This is a genomic window from uncultured Paracoccus sp., assembly GCF_945915435.1.
GTDB lineage: Bacteria > Pseudomonadota > Alphaproteobacteria > Rhodobacterales > Rhodobacteraceae > Paracoccus.
Genome location: NZ_CAMEFG010000001.1, coordinates 21,604 through 42,044 on the forward strand (window position 1 = coordinate 21,604; position 20,441 = coordinate 42,044).

The 20,441-nt window shown below is 67.6% G+C and carries 28 protein-coding genes; 18 read left to right on the forward strand and 10 right to left on the reverse strand.

Annotated features, from left to right (window positions below; genetic code table 11):
- Nucleotides 1–879 carry a DMT family transporter gene (locus Q0O97_RS00120; protein WP_294922998.1) on the forward strand — a complete coding sequence of 293 codons (879 nt, stop codon included), beginning with the start codon at nucleotides 1–3 and terminating at the stop codon, nucleotides 877–879.
- Between the two features lie 46 nt (nucleotides 880–925).
- Nucleotides 926–2,443, forward strand: coding sequence for an AAA family ATPase (locus Q0O97_RS00125; RefSeq protein WP_294923001.1), 1,518 nt, complete (start codon nucleotides 926–928; stop codon nucleotides 2,441–2,443).
- On the opposite strand, the gene Q0O97_RS00130 is transcribed toward Q0O97_RS00125, so the two are convergent.
- Both Q0O97_RS00130 and Q0O97_RS00135 read right to left on the reverse strand, forming a co-directional pair.
- Nucleotides 2,440–3,240 carry an EcsC family protein gene (locus Q0O97_RS00130; RefSeq protein ID WP_294923004.1) on the reverse strand — a complete coding sequence of 267 codons (801 nt, stop codon included), beginning with the start codon at nucleotides 3,238–3,240 and terminating at the stop codon, nucleotides 2,440–2,442. The genes Q0O97_RS00125 and Q0O97_RS00130 overlap by 4 nt on opposite strands.
- On the reverse strand, nucleotides 3,237–3,800 hold the full coding sequence (locus tag Q0O97_RS00135) for an N-acetyltransferase (protein ID WP_294923006.1): 564 nt from the start codon (nucleotides 3,798–3,800) through the stop codon (nucleotides 3,237–3,239). Before Q0O97_RS00135 ends, Q0O97_RS00130 begins: the two co-directional genes overlap by 4 nt.
- Nucleotides 3,801–3,878: 78 nt before the next feature.
- Between Q0O97_RS00135 and Q0O97_RS00140 the strand changes: the two genes are divergently transcribed.
- Genes Q0O97_RS00140 through Q0O97_RS00160 form a run of 5 tightly spaced genes read left to right on the forward strand, consistent with a single transcriptional unit; the run spans nucleotide 3,879 to nucleotide 7,157 of the window.
- Nucleotides 3,879–4,475 carry a flavin reductase family protein gene (locus Q0O97_RS00140; protein WP_294923009.1) on the forward strand — a complete coding sequence of 199 codons (597 nt, stop codon included), beginning with the start codon at nucleotides 3,879–3,881 and terminating at the stop codon, nucleotides 4,473–4,475.
- Entirely contained in the window at nucleotides 4,472–5,026 is a 555-nt protein-coding gene (locus Q0O97_RS00145) for an adenine phosphoribosyltransferase (RefSeq protein ID WP_294923013.1), read from the forward strand. Before Q0O97_RS00140 ends, Q0O97_RS00145 begins: the two co-directional genes overlap by 4 nt.
- Nucleotides 5,027–5,068: 42 nt before the next feature.
- Nucleotides 5,069–6,019 (forward strand): 4-hydroxy-3-methylbut-2-enyl diphosphate reductase, encoded by a 951-nt coding sequence (gene ispH, locus Q0O97_RS00150; protein ID WP_294923016.1) that lies wholly within the window; start codon nucleotides 5,069–5,071, stop codon nucleotides 6,017–6,019.
- An 11-nt stretch (nucleotides 6,020–6,030) separates the two neighbouring features.
- Nucleotides 6,031–6,501 (forward strand): ribonuclease HI, encoded by a 471-nt coding sequence (gene rnhA, locus Q0O97_RS00155; protein ID WP_294923020.1) that lies wholly within the window; start codon nucleotides 6,031–6,033, stop codon nucleotides 6,499–6,501.
- Complete coding sequence (locus tag Q0O97_RS00160) at nucleotides 6,498–7,157, forward strand: trimeric intracellular cation channel family protein (RefSeq protein ID WP_294923025.1); 660 nt, start codon at nucleotides 6,498–6,500, stop codon at nucleotides 7,155–7,157. Before rnhA ends, Q0O97_RS00160 begins: the two co-directional genes overlap by 4 nt.
- Here the strand turns inward: Q0O97_RS00160 and Q0O97_RS00165 are convergent.
- Entirely contained in the window at nucleotides 7,154–7,564 is a 411-nt protein-coding gene (locus Q0O97_RS00165) for a group III truncated hemoglobin (RefSeq protein ID WP_294923029.1), read from the reverse strand. The genes Q0O97_RS00160 and Q0O97_RS00165 overlap by 4 nt on opposite strands.
- 138 nt (nucleotides 7,565–7,702) lie before the next feature.
- On the opposite strand from Q0O97_RS00165, the gene Q0O97_RS00170 reads away from it, so the two are divergent.
- The 4 genes from Q0O97_RS00170 (at nucleotide 7,703) to grxD (ending at nucleotide 9,172) form a co-directional block, all read left to right on the forward strand.
- Nucleotides 7,703–8,224, forward strand: a complete 522-nt coding sequence (locus Q0O97_RS00170; RefSeq protein ID WP_294923032.1) for an MgtC/SapB family protein — start codon at nucleotides 7,703–7,705, stop codon at nucleotides 8,222–8,224.
- A 53-nt stretch (nucleotides 8,225–8,277) separates the two neighbouring features.
- Nucleotides 8,278–8,457, forward strand: a complete 180-nt coding sequence (locus Q0O97_RS00175) for a hypothetical protein (RefSeq protein ID WP_294923036.1) — start codon at nucleotides 8,278–8,280, stop codon at nucleotides 8,455–8,457.
- A 72-nt stretch (nucleotides 8,458–8,529) separates the two neighbouring features.
- Entirely contained in the window at nucleotides 8,530–8,769 is a 240-nt protein-coding gene (locus Q0O97_RS00180) for a BolA family transcriptional regulator (RefSeq protein WP_294923040.1), read from the forward strand.
- A gap of 40 nt (nucleotides 8,770–8,809) precedes the next feature.
- On the forward strand, nucleotides 8,810–9,172 hold the full coding sequence (gene grxD, locus Q0O97_RS00185; protein WP_294923043.1) for a Grx4 family monothiol glutaredoxin: 363 nt from the start codon (nucleotides 8,810–8,812) through the stop codon (nucleotides 9,170–9,172).
- A 51-nt stretch (nucleotides 9,173–9,223) separates the two neighbouring features.
- Here the strand turns inward: grxD and Q0O97_RS00190 are convergent, their stop codons facing one another.
- Nucleotides 9,224–9,904: a phage holin family protein gene (locus Q0O97_RS00190; RefSeq protein WP_294923046.1), complete on the reverse strand. Its 681-nt coding sequence runs from the start codon at nucleotides 9,902–9,904 to the stop codon at nucleotides 9,224–9,226.
- Nucleotides 9,905–9,911: 7 nt separating this feature from the next.
- A complete protein-coding gene (locus tag Q0O97_RS00195) occupies nucleotides 9,912–10,355 on the reverse strand; it encodes a DUF883 domain-containing protein (protein ID WP_294923049.1) in 444 nt (147 codons plus the stop codon).
- A 210-nt stretch (nucleotides 10,356–10,565) separates the two neighbouring features.
- Between Q0O97_RS00195 and Q0O97_RS00200 the strand changes: the two genes are divergently transcribed.
- A complete protein-coding gene (locus tag Q0O97_RS00200) occupies nucleotides 10,566–11,303 on the forward strand; it encodes a cytochrome c oxidase assembly protein (RefSeq protein ID WP_294923052.1) in 738 nt (245 codons plus the stop codon).
- Entirely contained in the window at nucleotides 11,300–11,776 is a 477-nt protein-coding gene (locus Q0O97_RS00205; RefSeq protein ID WP_294923055.1) for a CopD family protein, read from the forward strand. Before Q0O97_RS00200 ends, Q0O97_RS00205 begins: the two co-directional genes overlap by 4 nt.
- Here the strand turns inward: Q0O97_RS00205 and Q0O97_RS00210 are convergent.
- Nucleotides 11,758–12,276, reverse strand: coding sequence for a DUF2231 domain-containing protein (locus tag Q0O97_RS00210; RefSeq protein ID WP_294923059.1), 519 nt, complete (start codon nucleotides 12,274–12,276; stop codon nucleotides 11,758–11,760). The two genes, Q0O97_RS00205 and Q0O97_RS00210, sit on opposite strands and share 19 nt — an antisense overlap.
- Before the next feature lie 81 nt (nucleotides 12,277–12,357).
- Here Q0O97_RS00210 and Q0O97_RS00215 point away from each other — a divergent pair, with 81 nt between their 5' ends.
- From Q0O97_RS00215 to Q0O97_RS00225, 3 genes are read left to right on the forward strand one after another with little or no spacing between them, the layout of a single operon-like run.
- Complete coding sequence (locus Q0O97_RS00215; RefSeq protein WP_294923062.1) at nucleotides 12,358–13,014, forward strand: cytochrome B; 657 nt, start codon at nucleotides 12,358–12,360, stop codon at nucleotides 13,012–13,014.
- A complete protein-coding gene (gene ctaD, locus Q0O97_RS00220; RefSeq protein WP_294923066.1) occupies nucleotides 13,011–15,473 on the forward strand; it encodes a cytochrome c oxidase subunit I in 2,463 nt (820 codons plus the stop codon). Before Q0O97_RS00215 ends, ctaD begins: the two co-directional genes overlap by 4 nt.
- The gene (locus Q0O97_RS00225) at nucleotides 15,473–15,823 is read left to right on the forward strand and encodes a hypothetical protein (RefSeq protein WP_294923071.1); all 351 of its coding nucleotides are present in this window, start codon (nucleotides 15,473–15,475) and stop codon (nucleotides 15,821–15,823) included. The genes ctaD and Q0O97_RS00225 overlap by 1 nt, the downstream gene beginning before the upstream one ends.
- Before the next feature lie 402 nt (nucleotides 15,824–16,225).
- On the opposite strand, the gene Q0O97_RS00230 is transcribed toward Q0O97_RS00225, so the two are convergent.
- From Q0O97_RS00230 to Q0O97_RS00240, 3 genes are all read right to left on the reverse strand, one after another.
- Complete coding sequence (locus tag Q0O97_RS00230) at nucleotides 16,226–16,600, reverse strand: NADH:ubiquinone oxidoreductase subunit NDUFA12 (RefSeq protein ID WP_294923074.1); 375 nt, start codon at nucleotides 16,598–16,600, stop codon at nucleotides 16,226–16,228.
- A gap of 79 nt (nucleotides 16,601–16,679) precedes the next feature.
- Complete coding sequence (clpX, locus tag Q0O97_RS00235) at nucleotides 16,680–17,945, reverse strand: ATP-dependent Clp protease ATP-binding subunit ClpX (protein WP_294923077.1); 1,266 nt, start codon at nucleotides 17,943–17,945, stop codon at nucleotides 16,680–16,682.
- A 140-nt stretch (nucleotides 17,946–18,085) separates the two neighbouring features.
- Nucleotides 18,086–18,715 carry an ATP-dependent Clp protease proteolytic subunit gene (locus tag Q0O97_RS00240; RefSeq protein WP_294923081.1) on the reverse strand — a complete coding sequence of 210 codons (630 nt, stop codon included), beginning with the start codon at nucleotides 18,713–18,715 and terminating at the stop codon, nucleotides 18,086–18,088.
- A 189-nt stretch (nucleotides 18,716–18,904) separates the two neighbouring features.
- On the opposite strand from Q0O97_RS00240, the gene pth reads away from it, so the two are divergent.
- A complete protein-coding gene (pth, locus tag Q0O97_RS00245; protein WP_294923428.1) occupies nucleotides 18,905–19,588 on the forward strand; it encodes an aminoacyl-tRNA hydrolase in 684 nt (227 codons plus the stop codon).
- Nucleotides 19,589–19,608: 20 nt separating this feature from the next.
- On the forward strand, nucleotides 19,609–19,983 hold the full coding sequence (locus Q0O97_RS00250) for a DUF2237 domain-containing protein (protein ID WP_294923084.1): 375 nt from the start codon (nucleotides 19,609–19,611) through the stop codon (nucleotides 19,981–19,983).
- An 80-nt stretch (nucleotides 19,984–20,063) separates the two neighbouring features.
- On the opposite strand, the gene Q0O97_RS00255 is transcribed toward Q0O97_RS00250, so the two are convergent.
- Entirely contained in the window at nucleotides 20,064–20,420 is a 357-nt protein-coding gene (locus Q0O97_RS00255) for a YigZ family protein (RefSeq protein WP_294923431.1), read from the reverse strand.
- Between the last annotated feature and the right edge of the window lie 21 nt (nucleotides 20,421–20,441).

Here is a 20,441-nt window from a genome sequence, read left to right on the forward strand (position 1 = left end):
TTGGGCTGGATCATCGCCACGCTGATCGCCTCGGCGGCGCAGACCGCGCGCAATGCGGCACAGCGGCAGTTGACGGCGCAGGTCGGGACTATGGGCGCGACGGCGGTGCGCTTTGTCTTCGGCGCGCCCTTTGCGCTGGTGTTTCTGGCGGTGCTGGCGATGCGCGTGGAGCTGCCGCACCCCGATGCTGCCGCGCTGGCATGGGTCGCGGGCGGCGCGCTGACCCAGATCGCTGCCACCGCGCTGATGTTGCAGGCGATAAGCAGCCGGGGCTTCGGCGTCGTCACCGCGCTGATGAAGACGGAACCCGTCACGCTGGCGATCCTGGGCGCGGTGCTGCTGGCCGAACCGCTCGGCCCCGCACGGATGGGGGCGATCGCCATCGCGACCTTCGGCGTCGTGCTGATGTCGGGGGCGGATTTCGGGCAAGGCGGCTGGCGGCCCGTGGCGCTTGGCATCGCGGCGGGGCTGTTCTTCGGGCTTTCGGCCATCGGGTTTCGCGGCGGTATCCTCGCCCTGCCGCATGGCGATTTCCTGACCCGCGCGGCGGTGATGCTGGCCGTCAGCCTGACGCTTCAGGCCGCCGTCATGCTGGCATGGCTGGCGCTGGCCGACCGCCCCGCGCTGCGGGGGATCATGCGGCACGGGCGGGCCTCGGTCGGGGCGGGGTTTCTGGGGGCCTTCGCCTCGCTTTTCTGGTTTCTGGGCTTCGCGCTGACCTCGGCGGCGAATGTGCGCACGCTGGCGCTGGTCGAGGTGCTGATGGCGCAGGCGGTCTCGGGGCGGCTGCTGCGACAACGCACCAGCCCGCGCCAGATGGCGGGAATGGCGCTGATCGTCACCGGCGTCGGCGCGCTGATCGCGCTTGGCGCGGGGTGATCGCTTTGCCCTTTGCCCCGCGCGCCACGGCGGGTTAACAGGGGGCATGAGCCTTCCCACCCTTTCCCCCGATCAGGCCGAAGCCTGGGACGCGCTGGCCGAGGTGCTGGCCGCTGCCGGCATCGACCTGGCAGCCGAGGAAATCGCGCCGCCCCGGCCCGGCAAGGGCCGCGTCATGGCCGTGATCGGCAAGGCGGGGTCCGGCAAGACCTTGCTGCTGGCCGAACTGACGCGGGCCTTGCGCGAATCGGGGGTCGAATTGGTGTCCGGCGATTACGAGGGCAAGCGCCGCAAGGACCGCCGCACCGTCGCCGTGCTGGCGCCGACGAACAAGGCGGCCTTCGTTCTACGCACGCGCGGCGTGCCCGCGACGACGATCCACCGCATCCTTTACACCCCCGTCTATGATCCCGAATATGAACGCATCGCCGAATGGCTGACCGGCACGGGCGAGCGCCCCAAAATCGAGGGGCTGACGGATGAGGCTTTGGACCGCGCCAAGGCGTTCTACGACCAGCACGCATCCATTCCCGGCGCGCTGGCCGCCGCCGGTCTGCGCGGGTCCGATTTCATCAAGGGCTGGAAACGGCGCGAGGATCCGCTGGATATCGGGCTGATCGACGAATCCTCGATGCTGGACGAACGCCAGTTCGACGATCTGCGCGAGATCTTTCCGGTGCTGGTCCTGTTCGGCGACCCCGCGCAGTTGGCCCCCGTCGGACAGTCGGGCGAGATGGTCTTCGACCGGCTGGCGGCCCCGCAGAAGCTGATGCTCAGCCGCATCCACCGGCAGGCGGACGACAGCCCGATCCTCGATCTGGCGCACGCGCTGGCCGATCCGGCGCTGGATTTCGACGGGTTCGAGCGCATGATCCGCGAGGCCGCATCCCGCGACCCGCGCGTGACCTGGGCCGAGCGGGTGGAAAGCGACCTGATGGCCCGCAGCCCGGTCCTGGTCTGGCGCAATGCGACACGCATCCGCCTGATCCACGCCTTCCGCGCGGCCTATGGCGCACCCGCCGACGCGCTGCTGCCGGGCGAGCCGCTGATCTGCGACGGGCTGGAACTGCCGCTGAAGCACCGCAAGAAACGCATCGACCTTGAGGCGCGCGGGCTGATCAAGGGCGCGCAGGTCGTTTACCTCGGCCCCGGCCGCAAGCCCGGATTCTCGCGCCTGCACGTCATCGGGGCCGAGGAACCGCGCCTGTCCGCCGCCTCCATCGTCAAGATCGAGATGCCGGATATCGAAGAGCCCTTCATCCCCTTCGCCGCCCGCATGGGCGCGGCCTTCCTGCATGGCGCGGCGGTGACGATCCACAAGGCGCAAGGCTCGCAATGGCCCGATGTGCAGGTCTTCGGCCCCGATATCTCCGCCGCCGCATGGTCGAACCGGACCGAGGCCGGGATTCCCCTGTGGAAGCGCCTTGCCTATGTCGCGATCACCCGCGCGCAGGAACGGCTGCACTGGGTGGTCCGCGCCCGGCTGGCCCGCCCGACCGCGCCGCTTTCGACCGACCACCTCGACCAGCCCGCGACGGCGCTGGAACTCTCGGGCGGGGATTAACCCCTGCGCCCCGCGCGTATCCGCCCGACCGCAAAGCCGAAGGATTCGTCCAGCGCGGCGCGCGGCAGGCCGGTTTCGCGTTCCAGCCGCATCAGGCCGAAATTCACCCGCGCAAGCTCCTGATAATAGCGCGTGAAGGTATAGTTGATCGTCGCCCCCGCCGCCGCCCCAAGCAGCGGCAGCGCCTGCGCGCCCAGCTTCTGCGCCAGCGAGGCCGCCAGTTTCGGCGCGACCTTCCCGATCAGCCCGTTCACGGTCTGGCCGGTGATCGTCAGCCGCGCGGCCAGCAGGCCCAGATCGGTCGCGTCGTCCTCGGCCAAAGGCCCGGCGGTGGCCAGAACCTGCAACGCCTCGATCCGCACGGCTTCGCTTTCGGGGTCGAAGCCATGCTCGGCGGCAATGTCCAGGATCGCGCGCAGAAGCAGCGTCACAGTCAGCGGCAGTTCGATCATCGCGCCGGGCAGCCCCGCGACACCCCCCGCGGCACCCGAGGCCGAGGACAGCAGCCGGTTGAACAACTCGCCCCGGTCGCGCATCACCCGGCGCGAGCGCGAAGCCGCGTCAAAAGCGCGGCCAAGCGCGGCATAGGTCACCACGTCGATCCGCTTGCGCAGGGGCTTGGGCAGGCGTTCGATCAGCGTCTCGGCCTGACCGCCGACACTGTGCAGCAGGCTCATTGCGATGCCGCCCGCGTCAAGGTAGCGGCGCGCCAGCCGCTCGATCTCGGCATGGACGGTGGGGTCGTCGATGGGCGGCAGGATCGCCTGTTTCGTTGCGACGGGACGGTTCTGGATCATCGCTCGGGGCCTTTCGTTGCCCCCGCGCCCGGATCTGCCGGGGCACAGGGCGCGCGGGGTGTCGGGGCGGCGTCAGGCGCGGGTTCGCGCGTGACCGGCCCCGCCACATCAACCCATGCGCCGGGGCGAAGTTCCAGCCCCAGCACGCGGTCGGGGTTGGTGGGGGGCGGCATCTCGACCCGGTCCAGCCGGGCGAAACCGAAGCGCGAATAATAGGGCGCATCGCCCACCAGCATCACCCGTTCCCAGCCATCCGCCTGCGCGCGCGCAAGGCTTTGCTGCATCAGGTAAGCCCCCAGCCCCTCGCCCTGCGCGGTCGGGTGGACGGCGACGGGGCCAAGCAGCAAGGCCCGCCGCCCGCCCGCCCGCACCGGCCAATAGCGAATCGCCGCCGTCAGCACGCCGTCGTTGCGCAGGATCATGCACAGCCCCGCGACCGGCGGCACCCCATCGCGCAGCCGATAGGACGACAGCGCCGTCCGCCCCGGTGCGAAGCACAGGTCATAGAGCGCCTCGACCTCGGGGGTATCGTCGGGCGTCTCGGGGCAAAGCTCGTACATCGCGGCTCCTGCGCTTGGACGTCGAGGCAGTATCATGCAATATCGGGCGGGAAAACCGGCGCGAAGGGGGATTTACGCATGTTCTACAGACCGCAGGACGGGCACGGGCTGCCCCATAATCCCTTCAACGCCATCGTCGCGCCAAGGCCGATCGGCTGGATCTCGACCCGCGGGCCGGGGGGCGACAACCTCGCGCCCTATTCCTTCTTCAACGCGACCGCCTATGTGCCGCCGCAGGTCATGTTCGCCTCGACCGGGGCCAAGCCCGACCGGCCCGGCACCAAGGACAGCGTGGCCCAGATCGCACAATCGCGCGTCTTTTGCGTCAATATCGCCGATGCGTCCATGCGGCAGGCGATGAATGCGACATCCGCCGCCCTGCCCGCCGGAACCGACGAATTCACAGCCTGCGCCATCGCCCGCGCCGAATGCGAAACCATCGACTGCCCGCGCGTGGCGGATGCGCCTGCCGCGCTGGAATGCCGGGCCACGCGAATCATCCGGCTGGCGGGGGCGGCGAATGTCATGGTGCTGGGCGTCGTGACCGGCATCCATATCCGCGACGATTGCCTGAAGGACGGGCGTTTCGACCTTTCCGCGACGGGCTGGCTGGCGCGTCTGGGCTATAAGGATTACACCGCCACCCGCGAAACCTTCGAAATGGAGCGCCCATGACCGCCCCCACATCCCGCCGCGACAACCGGACCGTGAAGGATTACATCCGCACGATTCTGGACTTTCCGCATGAAGGCATCAAGTTCCGCGACGTGACCACGCTTTTCGCCGATGCGCGCGGCTTTCGCATCGCCGTGGACCAGTTGCTGTCGCCCTATGCGGGCGAGCGGATCGACAAGGTGGTGGGGCTTGAGGCGCGCGGCTTCATCCTTGGCGGCGCGGTGGCCCATCAGCTTTCCGTGGGCTTCGTGCCGATCCGCAAGAAGGGCAAGCTGCCCGGCACCGTGCTGAGCGAGGCCTATGCGCTGGAATACGGCGAGGCGGTGATGGAGATCCACGACGACGCCCTGCGCCCCGGCGAGAAGGTGCTGATCGTGGACGACCTGCTGGCCACCGGCGGCACCGCCAATGCCGCGATCAGCCTGTGCCAGCGCGCGGGCGCCGAGGTGGTGGGTTGCGCCTTCGTGATCGACCTGCCGGGGCTTGGCGGGCGGGTGCTGCTGGAACAGGCGGGCGTCGATATCCATGCGCTGACCAGCTTCGACGACTGACGCGCCATTGCGCCGCGCGCCTTGCGGGATTAGATGACAGCCATGAGCGAAAAGCCCCCCCTGACCCTCTATCTTGCTGCGCCGCGCGGTTTCTGCGCGGGCGTGGACCGCGCCATCAAGATCGTGGAAATGGCGCTGGAGAAATGGGGCGCCCCCGTCTATGTCCGGCACGAGATCGTGCATAACAAGTTCGTCGTGGACGGGCTGCGCGACAAGGGCGCGGTGTTTGTCGAGGAACTGGACGAATGCCCCGACGACCGCCCGGTGATCTTTTCCGCCCACGGCGTGCCGAAATCCGTCCCGGCCGAGGCGCAGCGGCGCCGCATGATCCACGTCGATGCGACCTGCCCGCTTGTCACCAAGGTCCATTCCGAGGCCGCGCGCCATTCCGAGCACGGCTTGCAGATGGTGATGATCGGCCATGCGGGCCACCCCGAGGTGCTGGGCACGATGGGTCAACTGCCGCAGGGCGAGGTTCTGCTGGTCGAAACCGTCGAGGATGTCGCCGCCATCGCGCCACGCGACCCCGAACGGCTGGCCTATATCACGCAGACGACGCTTTCGGTCGATGACACGGCGGCCATCGTCGCCGCCTTGCAGGCGCGTTTCCCCGCGATCGTCGGGCCGGGCAAGGAAGACATCTGCTATGCCACCACCAACCGGCAGGCCGCCGTCAAGGCCATCGCGCCCCGGATCGACGCGCTTCTGGTGATCGGGGCGCCGAACTCGTCTAACTCGCGCCGGCTGGTCGAGGTCGGGCGGGCAGCGGGCTGCGCCTATTCGCAACTGGTGATGCGCGCGGATCAGATCGACTGGCGCGCCATCGCGGGCGCGCGGGCGGTCGGCGTGACGGCGGGCGCAAGCGCCCCCGAGGTGCTGGTGAACGAGGTCATCGACGCCTTCCGCGCCCGCCACGACCTGACGGTGGAAATGGTCGAGACCGCGCAGGAAAACATCGAATTCAAGGTGCCGCGCGTTTTGCGCGAGGCATAAGGGGGGACCGCATGACCCGGCTTCTGGCATGGACCGACGGCGCATGTTCCGGCAACCCCGGCCCCGGTGGCTGGGGCGTGCTGCTGCGCGCCATGAACGGAGCCGAGATCGTCAAGGAACGCGAATTGTCCGGCGGCGAACCCGACACCACCAACAACCGCATGGAGTTGATGGCCGCGATCTCGGCGCTTGAGGCGCTGACGCGGGCCAGCGAGATCACCATCACCACCGACAGCGCCTATGTGAAGAACGGCATCGGCCAATGGATGGCGGGCTGGAAGCGCAACGGCTGGCGCACGGCGGACCGCAAGCCGGTCAAGAACGTCGATCTGTGGCAGCGGCTGGACGCGGCGCAGGCCCGCCACACCGTCCGCTGGGAATGGATCAAGGGCCACGCGGGCCATCCCGAAAACGAACGCGCGGACGAACTGGCCCGCGCGGGCATGGCCCCCTTCAAGCCCGTCAAGGCAAGCCCGGCATGACCCCCGCCGATATGCAGATCGCGCTGGATTACGGCTCGGTCTTCGTCTTTGCGCTGACCGGGGCGCTGGTCGCCAGCCGGGGCCAGCTTGATCTGGTCGGCTTCATCTTCTTCGCGGTGCTGACGGCGGTGGGCGGCGGCACCATGCGCGACCTGCTTCTGGGCCGCGAGACGGTCTTCTGGGTCGAACGCCCCAACCTGATCCTGACCGCCAGCGCGGCGGCGCTGATCGTCTTCCTGACCGCGCATCTTCTGGAAAGCCGCTATCGCGCGCTGCTGTGGTTCGACGCGGTGGCGCTGTCCATCGCCGTGCCCGCGGGCGTCGATTACGCGATGGGCGCGGGGTTCAGCCCGGTGATCGTGATCGTCGCGGGGGTGCTGACCGGCACCTTCGGCGGGCTGATGCGCGACGTCATCTCGAACGAGGTGCCCTTGGTCCTGAAACAGGGCGAACTTTACCTGACCGCCGCTTTCGGCGGTGCGCTGGCCGCGCTGGCCGTCATCTGGCTGGGTGGCGGGCGCGACCTGGCGTTGCTGGCCTGCGCCGTCGCGACCTTCGCGCTGCGCGCGGGCAGCATGATCCGGGGCTGGAAGCTGCCGGTCTATCGCAAGCGCCCGCCCAAGGTCATCCCCGGCGTCGATCCCGACCAGCCCTAGCGCAGCTTCGGCGGGCCTTCGCGGCGGGTGCGCAGGTCCTCGACCCCCATGCGCAGGCCGGCGCCGATGCGATGGGCCAGCGCCGACCATTGCCGGGCAAGGTCCTCGGGCAGGGTCCGGCGCAGGGTTTCGTCGAACAGCATCAGCCAGGGCGCGAAATGTTCCGCCCTGACGTCGCCCGCCGCCATGTGGACGCGCATCGGATTGCCGTCATAGCCGCCCTCGCGCAGGATGGCGTTGCGCCAGAAGCGGGCGATCTTTTCCTCATGCTCGGGCCAGTCTTCGACATGGGCGGCAAAGACCGGGCCAAGCACCTCGTGCCGGCGCACGGCGGCGTAAAAGACGCTGATCACGCGCGCGATCTGGTCGGGCGTGATCTCAAGTCGCGGAAGGGGCCGGGCCGGCATGTCGCTTTGCATGGGCTGAAGATGGGGCAGGCAGCGGGGCGTTGCAAGCGCCCCGGCTGCGTCGAAATCGCGCGCCGCGCAGGGAACCCGCCGCGCCCTTGCGGATTGATCGCGAACATATCCGCGAAAAGGCCCGCCATGCTGGAACAGATCCTGAACGACCTTACCCGCCCCCAAAGCCTGCCCCTGGGCCTGATCGCCTTCCGGCTGAGCGTCGCGGTCATCCTGGGCGGCATCATCGGGTGGGAGCGCGAGACCCACGCCCGCGCGGCCGGGCTGCGCACCCATATGCTGATCACGCTGGCCTCGGCCTGTTTCGCGCTGGTCGCGATCGAACTGGCCACCACGACGGGATTCGGCGGACCCGAGCTGCGCATCGACCCCTTGCGCCTGATCGAGGCGGTCACGGCCGGTGTCGCCTTTCTGGCGGCGGGGTCGATCATCGTCAGCGGCGGCAGCGTCCGGGGGCTGACGACCGGGGCCTCGATGTGGCTATGCGGCGCGATCGGGCTGTGCTGCGGCACGGGCGATCTGCGGCTGGCGATCCTGGTGACGGGGATGGCGCTGGTCGTCCTGTATCTGGTGCGCATCGGCGTCTCGCCCGTGGCCGAGCAGGTGCGCAAGGCGAACGGCAAGCACGATGACCCGGCAAAGCGTTGATCTTTCCGCCCCGGCAGGCCACCCTGCCTTGGATAGCAACAAGGAGAAGCCGCATGACGACGCGAATTCTGGCCGCCTTCGCCGCGATGGCCACGCTCGGCCTTGGCGCGGGCTGTTCGTCCACCCACACCACCACCACGTCGGGCAAGTCGATGGGCGAATTGCGCGCCGAATGCAACAGCGGCAATGCTGCGTCCTGCCGCGTCGTGCGACAGCACGACGAATTGCTGTAAGCCCCGGACGGGCGATCTTGCGAGTTGGCGGCCCATCGCCTAGATCATGGTGCAAGAGCGAAAGGACGAAACATGGCAATGGAAGCCCATGAAATCGAGGAACTGATCCGCAAGGCGTTCCCCGATGCCCGGATCACCATCACCGATCTTGCCGGGGACGGCAACCACTACGCCGCCGAGGTCATCGACGAAAGCTTCCGTGGCATGAACCGGGTCCAGCAGCAGCGGGCCGTCTATGCCGCCCTTCAGGGCCGGATGGACGGCGCGAACGGTGAATTGCACGCCCTTGCGCTGACCACCAAGGCCCCCTGACCCATATCATCCGACCAAGGCAAAGCCGAAGGAACCCCCGATGACCGATGTCCGCCAGAAGATCCAGCAGATGATCGACCAGAACCAGGTCGTGCTGTTCATGAAAGGCACGCGCGAGATGCCGCAATGCGGCTTTTCCAGCCGCGTGGCCGGTGTGCTGAACTACATGAACGTGCCCTATCTGGACGTGAACGTGCTGGCCGACGACGAAATCCGCCAGGGCATCAAGGATTTCTCGGACTGGCCGACCATTCCCCAGCTTTACGTCAAGGGCGAATTCGTCGGCGGCTGCGATATCGTGACCGAGATGACCCTTTCGGGCGAGTTGGACCAGTTGCTGGAAAAGGAAGGCGTGTCCTACGACAAGGACGCCGCCGACAAGATCCGCGAAGCGAACGCCTGACACCGGGCCGTCCGGCGCATGAAGAAGCCCGCCGGTCCGGCGGGCTTTTCCTTATGCATGGGGATCGTAATCGTCCCGGCGGCGGCGCAGGCGCATGGCCAGCGTGATCCCCGCGGCCAGCGCACCGATGACCGGCGCGATTGCGGCGGCATTGGAATCGCGCGCCTTGCGGGCGCCCTCGGCGACCCGTTCGGATGCGGCCTCGACCCGTTCGGGCGTCAGCCCCAGCTTGTCGGATGCCGCCTGGCGCGCGCGCCGCGCGCCGCGATAGGCCTGGGTTTCGGCCTTGCCGGCGAAACGGTCGGCGGTATAGCTGACCTTGTCCACCAGCGCATTGACCGAATTTCCAGCCTGATCGACCAGTTGGCTGGCCTTTTTCTGCGCCCGCTCCAGCGTCTGGTCGGCGCGGTCGGTCACCCGGTCCAGGACCGCCTCGGTCGCCAGCGAGACGCGCTCTTCCACCTCGGCCTTCAGGTCATCGGTGGTGGGGGGCCGGTGGCGCACCCTGTTCGAGGCAAGGAAAACCCCTGCCCCGATCACGACGAACACCAGCCCGATCACCAGCGAGGCGCCAAGCGAACCCAGCCCCGCGTGATATGCAAGGAAGGTCCACAGCGCCGCCAGCAGGAAACCCAGGCCCAGAACGACCGCGACCCCGGCCCCCGCCTTCAGCGACATGCGTCGCACCGCATCCTTCACGGCCAGCCGCATGTTCCTTGCGTAGTCGAACATGGCGGGATCAGCGGCGCGAGGCGAGAATCAGGCCCAGCAGGAAACCGACCCCTGCCGCGATGCCAAGCGCCTGGCCGGGACGGCGGCGCACCATGTCGGAAACCTCGTCATAGTAATCCTCGGCATAGGCGGCGACCTCACCGGCGCGGCGTTCGCCTGCGCGATAAAGGCGGTCGGCCTCGTCGCGGGCGCGGTGATAGGCGTGTTCGCCCCGCTCGCGCACGTTTTCATAAACCTCCTGACCCTTTTCGCGGGCGGCCTCGTAGAGTTCTTCACCCTTCTCGCGGGCGGCATCGGCCAGATCGGCGCCTTTTTCGCGGGCGCTGTCGATCAGGTCCTCGCCACGGTCCCGCGCCTCGCGGGCGGTGCCGCGGGCCTTGTCCGAGACGTCCTGAGCGGCGTCCTTGGCTTCTTTCTTCAGATCTTTCGCGGCGTCTTCGGCTCTGCTCATGGCAAGCTCCTTCAGGTCATGAGTGCTGTTATGCCCAGAAAACACCGCCCGCGCCAATTTGTTCCCTCGGATCGCAGCCGGTGACGGCGCGTCACGGCCCGGACCGGCGCAAAGCCCGAAAAAGACGGTGAAACCATCGCGCAAGGCCCGCGTTGGTCGAACGGGCGGCCCGGCCGTCCCCGGATCAGCCAGCAAAGGACAAGGCGCGAGGTGACGTTTCTGCACAGCACGGATTTCCCCTATTGCGGCCCGGCGCCCGAACCGGGCGCGCTATGGTCGACCTGGAACCTCGATCCGCCGCTGCTGGCGGGCCTGGCCCTGATGCTGGCCGCCGGGCTGTGGCGGGCCGCAAACCGCCGGGCGCTGCTGATCGGTTGGGGCGGGCTGGTGCTGGCCTTCGTCTCGCCGCTATGCGCGCTGACGGTGGCCCTGTTCAGCGCCCGCGCCGCGCATCACCTGGTCCTGCTGGGCCTTGTCGCGCCCGCGCTGGCCGTGGCATGGCCCCTGCGCCGCATTCCCGCGCCGGCTGCCTTCGCGGCGGTGGCGGCGGCGCTGGTCCTGTGGCACCTGCCCCAGGTCTATCGCGCGGCATGGCAATCCCATGCGGTCTACTGGCTGATGCAACTGGCCTTGCTGCTGCCGTCATGGGCCTTCTGGTCGGGCGTGATTTCGCCGCGCGACCAGCGGCCCGGCACCCTGCTGGGAACCGCCGCGCTGATCGGCGGGCTGGCGGGGGTCATGGGCCTGATCGGGGCCGTGCTGACGTTTTCGGTGCAGGTGCTTTATCCGCAGCATCTGGCCGGAGCCATCCCCTTCGGCCTTGACGCGCTGGCCGACCAGCAACTGGCCGGGCTGGTGATGTGGGTGCCGGGGCTGGTCCCGCTGGCCACCGTCGCCGCCCTGACCGTCCGCCGCGCATGGGCAGGCACAGCCGGGGCACCGGCATGATCGCGGCGCTGAAATTCATCCATATCGCGGGACTGACCGTCTGGTGCGCGGGCCTGATCGCGCTGCCGGTCCTGTTGCAGGGCTATGGCGCCCCCCGTCATCAGCCCGAGTTCATGCGTTTCCGCCTGCTGACCCATGTGGGTTACGCGGCGGTGGCGACCCCGGCGGCAATCGTCGCGGTAAGCGCCGGAACCGCGCTGATCTTTGCCCAGCAGGTCTATCACCCCTGGTTGCTGGCCAAGCTGGCGCTGGTCGCGGGCATGGTGCTGGTCCACGCATGGCTGGGCCACCTGATCCAGATGTCGGGCGAAAGGCGCAGCCCGGTCCGTGTGCATATGCCGTTGCTGGGGCTGCTGCTGGCGGTGCCGCTGATGGCGGGCGTGCTGTGGCTGGTGCTGGCCAAGCCCGACCTTGCGCGAATCGAGCGCCTGATGCCCGCGATCCTGCTGCAACCTCAGGACCGGGGGCTGTGATCTTGCTGCGTGCCCACCCCATAATCAAAGACCAGCTTGCCGCCGTGCCAGCCCGTCATCCCCGTCATCCCCGCCGCAAGGGCCGAGGTCAGGATACCCCAGGGCAGCACGGCGTCCACCGGATCGGCCAGCCGGATACCCCAGTTCGTGCCCAGCAGGGACAGAAGCATCACCGCCAGGATGAAATGCGTCCAGCTTGCCGCGCGGATGCGGATGCCGGGGACCAGCAGCAATTCGGCCGTGCCCGCGATACCCGCCAGCACCCCGATGACAAAGCCCGTCCCCGCGGCCCAGAGGGCGGCGCGCGGCCAGAAGGCATCCCCCGTCCACCAGTAAAGCGCATCCGCGCCAAGCGTGCAGATGCACAGCGCGATTGGGAAAGTCACCATCATCGCATGGATCGGATGGCCCGCGATGGCGACGCGCGATTCGGTCAGGTGGAAATGGCGATGCTCGTGGATCGGGTCGGTATAGCGGCGGGATCGCTTGGGGCGGCGCATCGGTCATCCTTTTCGCGGGCGTTTTCATCGAGTCGGACCGGCAGCGGCGGCAGGCGGCCCGCATCAGGCGAACGCCTGGGGTTGCTGGCGGTTCCGCTGCTGCTGGCGGGCTGCGAAGGCCCGCTGTCGATCCTGGACCCGCAAGGACCGGCGGCGGCGCAGATCGCGGTGCTGTGGTGGGCCATGCTGACCGGCGCCGGGCTGCTGACCGTCATGGTCATGGCGCTGGTCTGGCTGGGCTTTCGCCGCGACGGTCCTCGCCAGCCGTCGGAACGGTTCTGGATCCACGGCATGGGCCTGGCCTTCACCATGACGATCCTGGCCGCCCTTGTCGGCGGCGGGCTTTGGGTGGGCGAGCGGCTGCAACCCCGCCCCGGCCCGCAGGTCCACCGGGTCGAGGCCATCGCCAGCCAATGGCAATGGCGCTTTCGCCAGCCCGGTCCCGACGGCGGATGGATCGAGACCACGGACCGCCTGCATATCCCCGCCGCCACGCCGGTCGATGTCGTCATCACATCGCAGGACGTGATCCACAGCTTCTGGGTGCCGCGGCTGGCGGGCAAGATGGACGCCCTGCCCGGCCGCCACAACGTGCTGCGCATCAAGGCCGACGCGCCGGGCCTGTATCATGGCACCTCGGCCGAGTTCTCGGGGCGCGGCTACGCCGGGATGCGTTTCGAGGTGCTGGCCTATCCGCCCGACGATCCGCCCACCCTGACCGACGAGGGCGACGAATGACGCAACCCCGACCCAACCCGCCGCAGAACGCCCTGCGCCTTCATCACGAACTGACCCGCATCTGGGGCCGCCCCAAGGGCTGGCGCGGCATCCTTGTGTCGGTGAACCACAGCGAGATCGGCTTTCGCTTCATGCTGACCTCGTTTGCGTTCTTCAGCGTCGCGGGCGTACTGTCGATGCTGATCCGGGCGCAGCTTGCCACGCATGACGGCGCGTTCCTTGATACCGACCTGTATAACCAGATCTTCACGATGCACGGCAGCATCATGATGTTTCTCTTCGCCATTCCCATGCTGGAGGGGCTGGCGATGTATCTTCTGCCCAAGATGCTGGGCGCGCGCGACCTGGCCTTTCCGCGCCTGTCCGCGCTTGGCTGGTGGTGCTACCTGTTCGGCGGCTCGATCATCCTGCTGGCGCTGCTGGGTGGCGTCGCGCCGGACGGCGGCTGGTTCATGTATACGCCGCTGTCGTCCAAGGCCTACAGCCCCGGCATCAATGCCGATGTCTGGCTGCTGGGCATCACCTTCGTCGAGATTTCCGCACTGGCCGCCGCGATCGAGATCACCGTGACCATCCTGCGGATGCGCGCGCCGGGGATGCGGCTGACGCAGATGCCGCTGTTCGCCTGGTATATGCTGGGAACGGCGGCGATGATGCTGGTGGGTTTTCCGCCGCTGATCCTGGGTTCGATCCTGCTGGAGATCGAGCGCGCCTTCGGCTGGCCCTTCTTCGACGTGGCGCGCGGGGGTGATCCCTTGCTGTGGCAGCACCTTTTCTGGCTGTTCGGCCACCCCGAGGTCTATATCATCTTCCTGCCCGCCGCCGGCGCCATCTCGACCATCCTGCCGGTGATGTGCCGCACCACGATCATGGGCTACGGCGCCATCGTCGCCGCCGTCCTCGGCCTGGTGTTCCTGTCCTTCGGGCTGTGGGTGCATCACATGTTCACGGTCGGCATCCCGCATATGGCGCTGGCCTTCTTTTCCGCCGCCTCGGCGCTGGTGGCGGTGCCGACGGCGGTGCAGATCTTCGCCTGGATCGGGACGATGTGGAAGGGCCGTCCGCAGATGCGGCTGCCGATGCTTTACCTGATGGGGTTCTTTTCCACCTTCGTCATGGGCGGGCTGACGGGCGTGATGCTGGCTATCGTCCCCTTCAACTGGCAGGTCCACGACACGGCCTTTGTCACCGCGCATCTGCATTACGTCCTGATCGGCGGCTTCGTCTTTCCGATGATGGCGGGCATCGCCTACTGGATGCCGCTTTTCACCGGGCGCAGGGCGATCCGGGGCATGGGCGAGGCCGCCTTCTGGCTGGTCCTGATCGGGTTTCACGGCACCTTCTTCATCATGCACCTGACCGGGCTGCTGGGAATGCCGCGCCGCATCGACCTCTATCCCGACAATCCCGAATGGGTGCTGCCGAACCTTGTCAGCTCGATCTTCGGCTTCGTCATGGCGGCGGGATTCGCGCTGTTCGCCCTGGGGCTGATCCTGCAAACGCGCTATGGTCCGCGCACCGGGCGCGATCCCTGGGGCGCGGGGACGCTGGAATGGGCGCTGCCCAAGCCCTCGACGGTCTACAACATCGCCTCGCTGCCGATCGAAGGCGCGCGGGACGCCCTGTCGCTGGCCCGAGGCGAGGGCGCCCTGCCCGGCGCCCCCCGCCACCAGCGCGAAACGCTGGTCGTGAACATGATCTCGGGCCGGCCCGAACATGTCGCCGTGCTGCCGGGCAATGCAATGCTGCCGATCACCACCGCCGCCACCATCGGGGTCTTCGTGCTGCTGATGCTGTTCGGGCTTTATACGCTGGCGCCGCTGGGGCTGATCGCCATCGCCGCGATCTGCTGGCGCTGGCAGGGCTTCACCGGCACCCGGCAGGGCCACGCACAGGTCACGGTCGCGCCGGGGCTGCAACTGCCGCTAAGCTGGCACGTTCCCGACGGGCTGGCGCGGACCGGCATGGTCTGCACGCTGATCGCGGACGGAACGCTGTTTGCCTGCTATCTCTTTGCGGTGGGTTTCCTGACGGTGATCGCCCCCAACTGGCCCGCCCCCGCCAGCACGGTGGCGCAGGGTTCCGCCTTGCTGGCGGCCGGGACGGTCGGGCTGCTGGCCCTTGCCTCGGGCTGCGCGCGGCTGGCGCAGGGGCGCGGTGCCGGGCTGGCGGCGGGCGCGAATATCGCGGCGGTGCTGCTGCTGGCGCTGCTGGCCCTGAGGCTTGACGACCCGACCGCCCATGCCCGCGATGCCCTGCGCGGGGCGGGGCTTGGCTATGTCGTGCTGCATGCCGTGGTCGGCGCAATGCTTGCCTGGCTATGCGTCGTGCAGCGCCGCGACGGGCGTATCGCCGCCGACCGTCCCGGCGCCGCCCCGGTCTGGCGGCTCTGGCAGGATTACAGCCTTGCCAGCGCGGCCATCCTTGCCGCCCTCGTCATCTTGCAGGAGGCCGCGTGATGAGCTGGCCCCTGCGAGCCCTGCTGGGTCCCCTGTGGTGGGCCTTCGCCTTCGCCGCGATCTATGCGCTGCACGGGCTGGGATGCGCGCTTGGCTGGACCGCCCTGCCCGCGCCGGTCTGGGACCTGCACCGCTTCGTCCTGCTGTCGGGCTGGCTGCTGTCGCTGGCCATCGGCCTGCTGATCGTCAGGGCCATGCCGGACGACAAGAGCACCGCCGGGGTGATCGCCCGCGCGGGCGCATGGATCGGGCTGGTCTCGGTCCTGCTGACGCTGTTTCCCGTGTTGAACCTGTCGTCCTGCGAGGTGACCGCGCCGGCGGAAAACCTGTTTGCGATGCTGCCCCCATAAGCCAAGCCCCCCGCAGGGGCCTGGAAAAGGCGCAGGCCGTTTGTCGCCGTGAAGCCGTGCCCGCTGCACGGTCGCCGCAGCGAAAGGCCGCATCTCCTCAGGCACAACCCTGCCCTGACGCATGCGATACATCCTGCGCGCGAAGGCCGCAAAACCCGATCTCACGCGCAGCCGAGTCAAGCCTCGCAAGCCAGAGGAACCGTCCACCCCCCATCCGACGGGTGAAACGGCCCATCCCGCGCCGGGCATTATCAATTCGGGATCGGCACGGCGACGCCCGCCTTTTTCGGTAACTCGCGATCAATGGCGCTCTTGCCCGCCAATCCGCCGATGCCAGCGTGTCCCGGCAGTTGACGGGCAGGATACCCAAGGCGCGCGATACCCAGGTCGGGGCGGCCTTGCCTATTCCGGCTGCCAGGCGTCGTAATCCTTGCGCACGACCGGGGCCGGACGATAAAGCGAGCCTGCGGGGTGATAGGCGGCCTCGGTTCCGGTTTCATTGGGGCGATGCGGCATTTCCCATTCGCGGCGCGGCAGGGGCGCGACCGTGGGCGGCTCATCCACCGTGTGATGCAGCCAGCCGTTCCATTCCGCGCCAATCCGGCTGGCTTCGGATTCGCCATTGTAGATGACCCAGCGCCGCTTTCCGTCGGCAGTCTGGTAGAAGACATTGCCCTCGGCATCCTCGCCGACCTTCTTGCCGTTCCGCCATGTCCAGAACCGGGTGTTCAGGGTCTGGCCGTTCCACCAGGTAAAGATTCGGGCAATCAGGGACATCTTCCAGCCTCTTCAAAAGCGACAGCAGCCATATCGCAAAATCGCGCGCGCCCGTCCAGTGCCGACGGGCGCGTGCGGATCAGCTTGCCGAAGCCTGTTCCTTCTTGGCGTCGGCGTGGATCAGCAGGGGCTTGGCCGAGGGGTTTTCGACCGTATCCTCATTCACCACGACCTCGTTGACGCTGTCCATACCCGGCAGGTCGAACATCGTGTTGAGCAGGATATCCTCCATGATCGAGCGCAGCCCGCGGGCGCCCGTCTTGCGCTTGATCGCGCGGCGGGCGATGGCGCTCAGCGCGTCGTCGGTAAAGGTCAGCTTGACGTTTTCCAGCTCGAACAGGCGCTGATATTGCTTGACCAGCGCGTTCTTGGGCTGGGTCAGGATGATGATCAGCGCTTCTTCGTCCAGATCGGTCAGGGTGGCGATCACGGGCAGACGGCCGACGAATTCGGGGATCAGGCCGAATTTCAGCAGGTCCTCGGGTTCAAGTTCCTTGAACAGCTCGCCCACGCCCTTGTCGTCGTTTTCCTTGACACTGGCACCGAAACCCATCGCCGTGCCCTTGTTGCGCTGCGAGATGATCCGGTCCAGCCCCGCAAAGGCGCCCCCGCAGATGAACAGGATATTCGTGGTGTCCACTTGCAGGAATTCCTGCTGCGGATGCTTGCGCCCGCCCTGCGGCGGCACCGATGCCACCGTGCCCTCCATGATCTTCAGCAGCGCCTGCTGAACGCCCTCGCCCGACACGTCGCGGGTGATCGAGGGGTTGTCGGACTTGCGCGTGATCTTGTCGACCTCGTCGATATAGACGATGCCACGCTGCGCGCGTTCCACGTTGTATTCGCTGGCCTGAAGCAGTTTGAGGATGATGTTTTCCACATCCTCGCCGACATAGCCCGCCTCGGTCAGCGTGGTCGCGTCGGCCATGGTAAAGGGCACGTCCAGGATCCGCGCCAGCGTCTGCGCCAGCAGCGTCTTGCCGCAGCCCGTCGGGCCGATCAGCAGGATGTTCGACTTGGCCAGTTCGATGTCGGACTTGGACGAATGATTCAGCCGCTTGTAGTGGTTGTGGACCGCGACCGACAGCACCCGCTTGGCATGTTCCTGCCCGATCACGTAATCGTCCAGAACCGCGCAGATCTCGCGCGGGGTGGGAACGCCATCGCCGGATTTCAGCGCCGAGGATTTCGTCTCCTCGCGGATGATATCCATGCACAGTTCCACGCATTCGTCGCAGATGAACACGGTCGGGCCTGCGATCAGCTTCCTGACCTCATGCTGGCTCTTGCCGCAGAAGCTGCAATAAAGCGTGTTCTTGCTGTCGCCGCCGGGCTGGTTCGCCATGATTCAGTTCCTTGCCTCTGGTTCGAAGGGGCAACGCGCCTTGCGCCTTCGTTTCGCATTGCGGACGAGCAACGGCCCGCGCCGGTGTCCTTGTCATGTTAGGGATGGCGACCCCCGGTCACAATCCCTAAACGTGCCGATCAGCTTTCCGTGACGGCCTTGCCGCGCGGGGCCATCACCTCGTCGATCAGGCCCCAGTCCTTTGCCTCGGCCGGAGACATGAAGCGGTCGCGCTCCAGCGCCTCCTCGACCTCGGCCAGGGTGCGGCCGGTGTGTTCGACATAGATCTCGTTCAGGCGGCGCTTGAGCTTTTCCGTCTCGCGCGCGTGGATCAGGATGTCGGTCGCCTGCCCCTGATACCCGCCCGAGGGCTGATGCACCATCACCCGGCTGTTGGGCAGCGACATGCGCTGGCCCTTTTCGCCCGCCGCCAGCAGAAGCGACCCCATCGAGGCCGCCTGCCCCACCACCAGCGTCGAGATTCGCGGGCGGATGTATTGCATCGTGTCATAGATCGACAGTCCCGCGGTCACGACGCCGCCGGGGCTGTTGATATACATGCTGATGTCCTTGGTCGGGTTTTCCGCTTCAAGGAAAAGCAGTTGCGCGCAGATCAGCGTGGCCATCCCGTCATGGACCGGCCCGGACAGGAAGATGATCCGTTCCTTCAGCAGGCGCGAGAAAATATCATAGGCCCGCTCGCCGCGGCTGGTCTGCTCGACCACCATCGGAACCAGGTTGTTCATGTAGAATTCTGCCGGGTCTTGCATCTTGTTCCTTGCCTGTTAGCGCCACGCTCGCCCTGCCCGCCACGGGCGCAAGGCGCGCCCCGAACCAGCTTGTAAGCGGCATTGTTTGACAGAGTCTTAGTAACGCCGCCCGCCAAGGGCAAGAGATGGATAAAATTTGCTCCTTCCCGCCGGCCATTGTATGAAACGGCGCAGGCAGGCAGGTGAATGATGAAACTGATCGTCGGCTTGGGCAATCCCGGCCAGAAATACGCGCAAAACCGCCACAATATCGGCTTCATGGCGCTGGACCGCATCGCCGCCGATCACGGTTTCGCGCCCTGGCGCGCGCGTTTCCAGGGCCATCTGGCCGAGGGCAGGCTGGGAAACCGGCGCGTCTCGCTGCTCAAGCCCGCGACCTTCATGAACCTCTCGGGGCAATCCGTGGGCGAGGCGATGCGCTATCTCAGGCTCGACCCCGCCGATGTGACGGTCCTGCATGACGAGCTGGACCTGCCGCCGGGCAGGCTGCGCCTCAAGACGGGCGGAGGCCACGCGGGCCACAACGGGTTGCGCTCGATCCACCAGCATATCGGCGAGGGCTACCGCCGCCTGCGCATCGGAATCGGCCACCCCGGCCACAAGGACCGGGTCGCGGCCCATGTCCTGTCGGATTTCCCCAAATCCGAAGACGCCCTGATCGACGACCTGCTGCGCGCCATCTCGGACGCCGCACCCGACCTCGCCGCGGATGAGGACGCCGCCTTCCTCAACAAGGTCGCCCTGCGCCTGAACCCGCCCCGACCGAACGCCGGCCAGCCGCGCAAGGACAGGCCGCAGCCGCCCACGCAAGCCGAAACACCGCCCGAGACCCTGACCGACAAGCTGCGCAACCTCGCCTCGCGCTTCCGCTGAGACCCGGAAAGGAACCACGAATGGACCCCGCGATCAACGTGCTCGGAACCCCGCTGCTTCCCTGTTCGGCCGACCCGCTGACCGGGTTCTTCCGCGATGGCTGCTGCAACACCGGCCCGCAGGACCAGGGCAGCCATACCGTTTGCGTGATCGTCACGGCCGAGTTCCTGGCCTTCTCGAAATACCTCGGCAACGACCTCTCGACACCGCGCCCCGAATACCGCTTCCCCGGCCTGAAACCCGGAGACCGCTGGTGCCTGTGCGCCGCGCGCTTCCTGCAAGCGGCGCAGGAATACGTGGCGCCGCCGGTCGTGCTGGCGGCAACCCACCGCCGCGCACTGGACATCCTGCCGCTGGAACTGCTGCGCAAACATGCCGCCGACCTGCCCGGATAGGGCGGCCCGATACCTTTCTTCATCACCCAAATACCCACGGCCCGACGACGCAAAACCGACCGGCGCCGCAGAAAAGCGCGCTACGATCCAGACCGCCGCGACAGGTAAAGCCGCACGGCATCCGCGACATGGCGGAACCGGTCGCCGCCCAGGTGCTTGCCGCCATACCACCGCGTCACGATCACGACATGATCGGCGACGCCCGCGCGTTCCAGCATCTGCAACATCAGCGCCCCGGCCCCGCTTTCGCCGTCGTCGTCCTTGACCGGCTCGCCGCCCAGGATGGCGGCCCAACTGTTATGCGTCGCCTTGGCGAAACGCTTGTTGCGCTTCAACTCGGCCAGCAGCAGCGCGGCCTCGGCGCGGCTTGCCGCCGGCCCGCCCGAGACCGCATAGCGCGATCCCCGGTCCGAGATGATCCTGTCATGGACGACCAGCCCCGTTCCGCTCAAGCGATC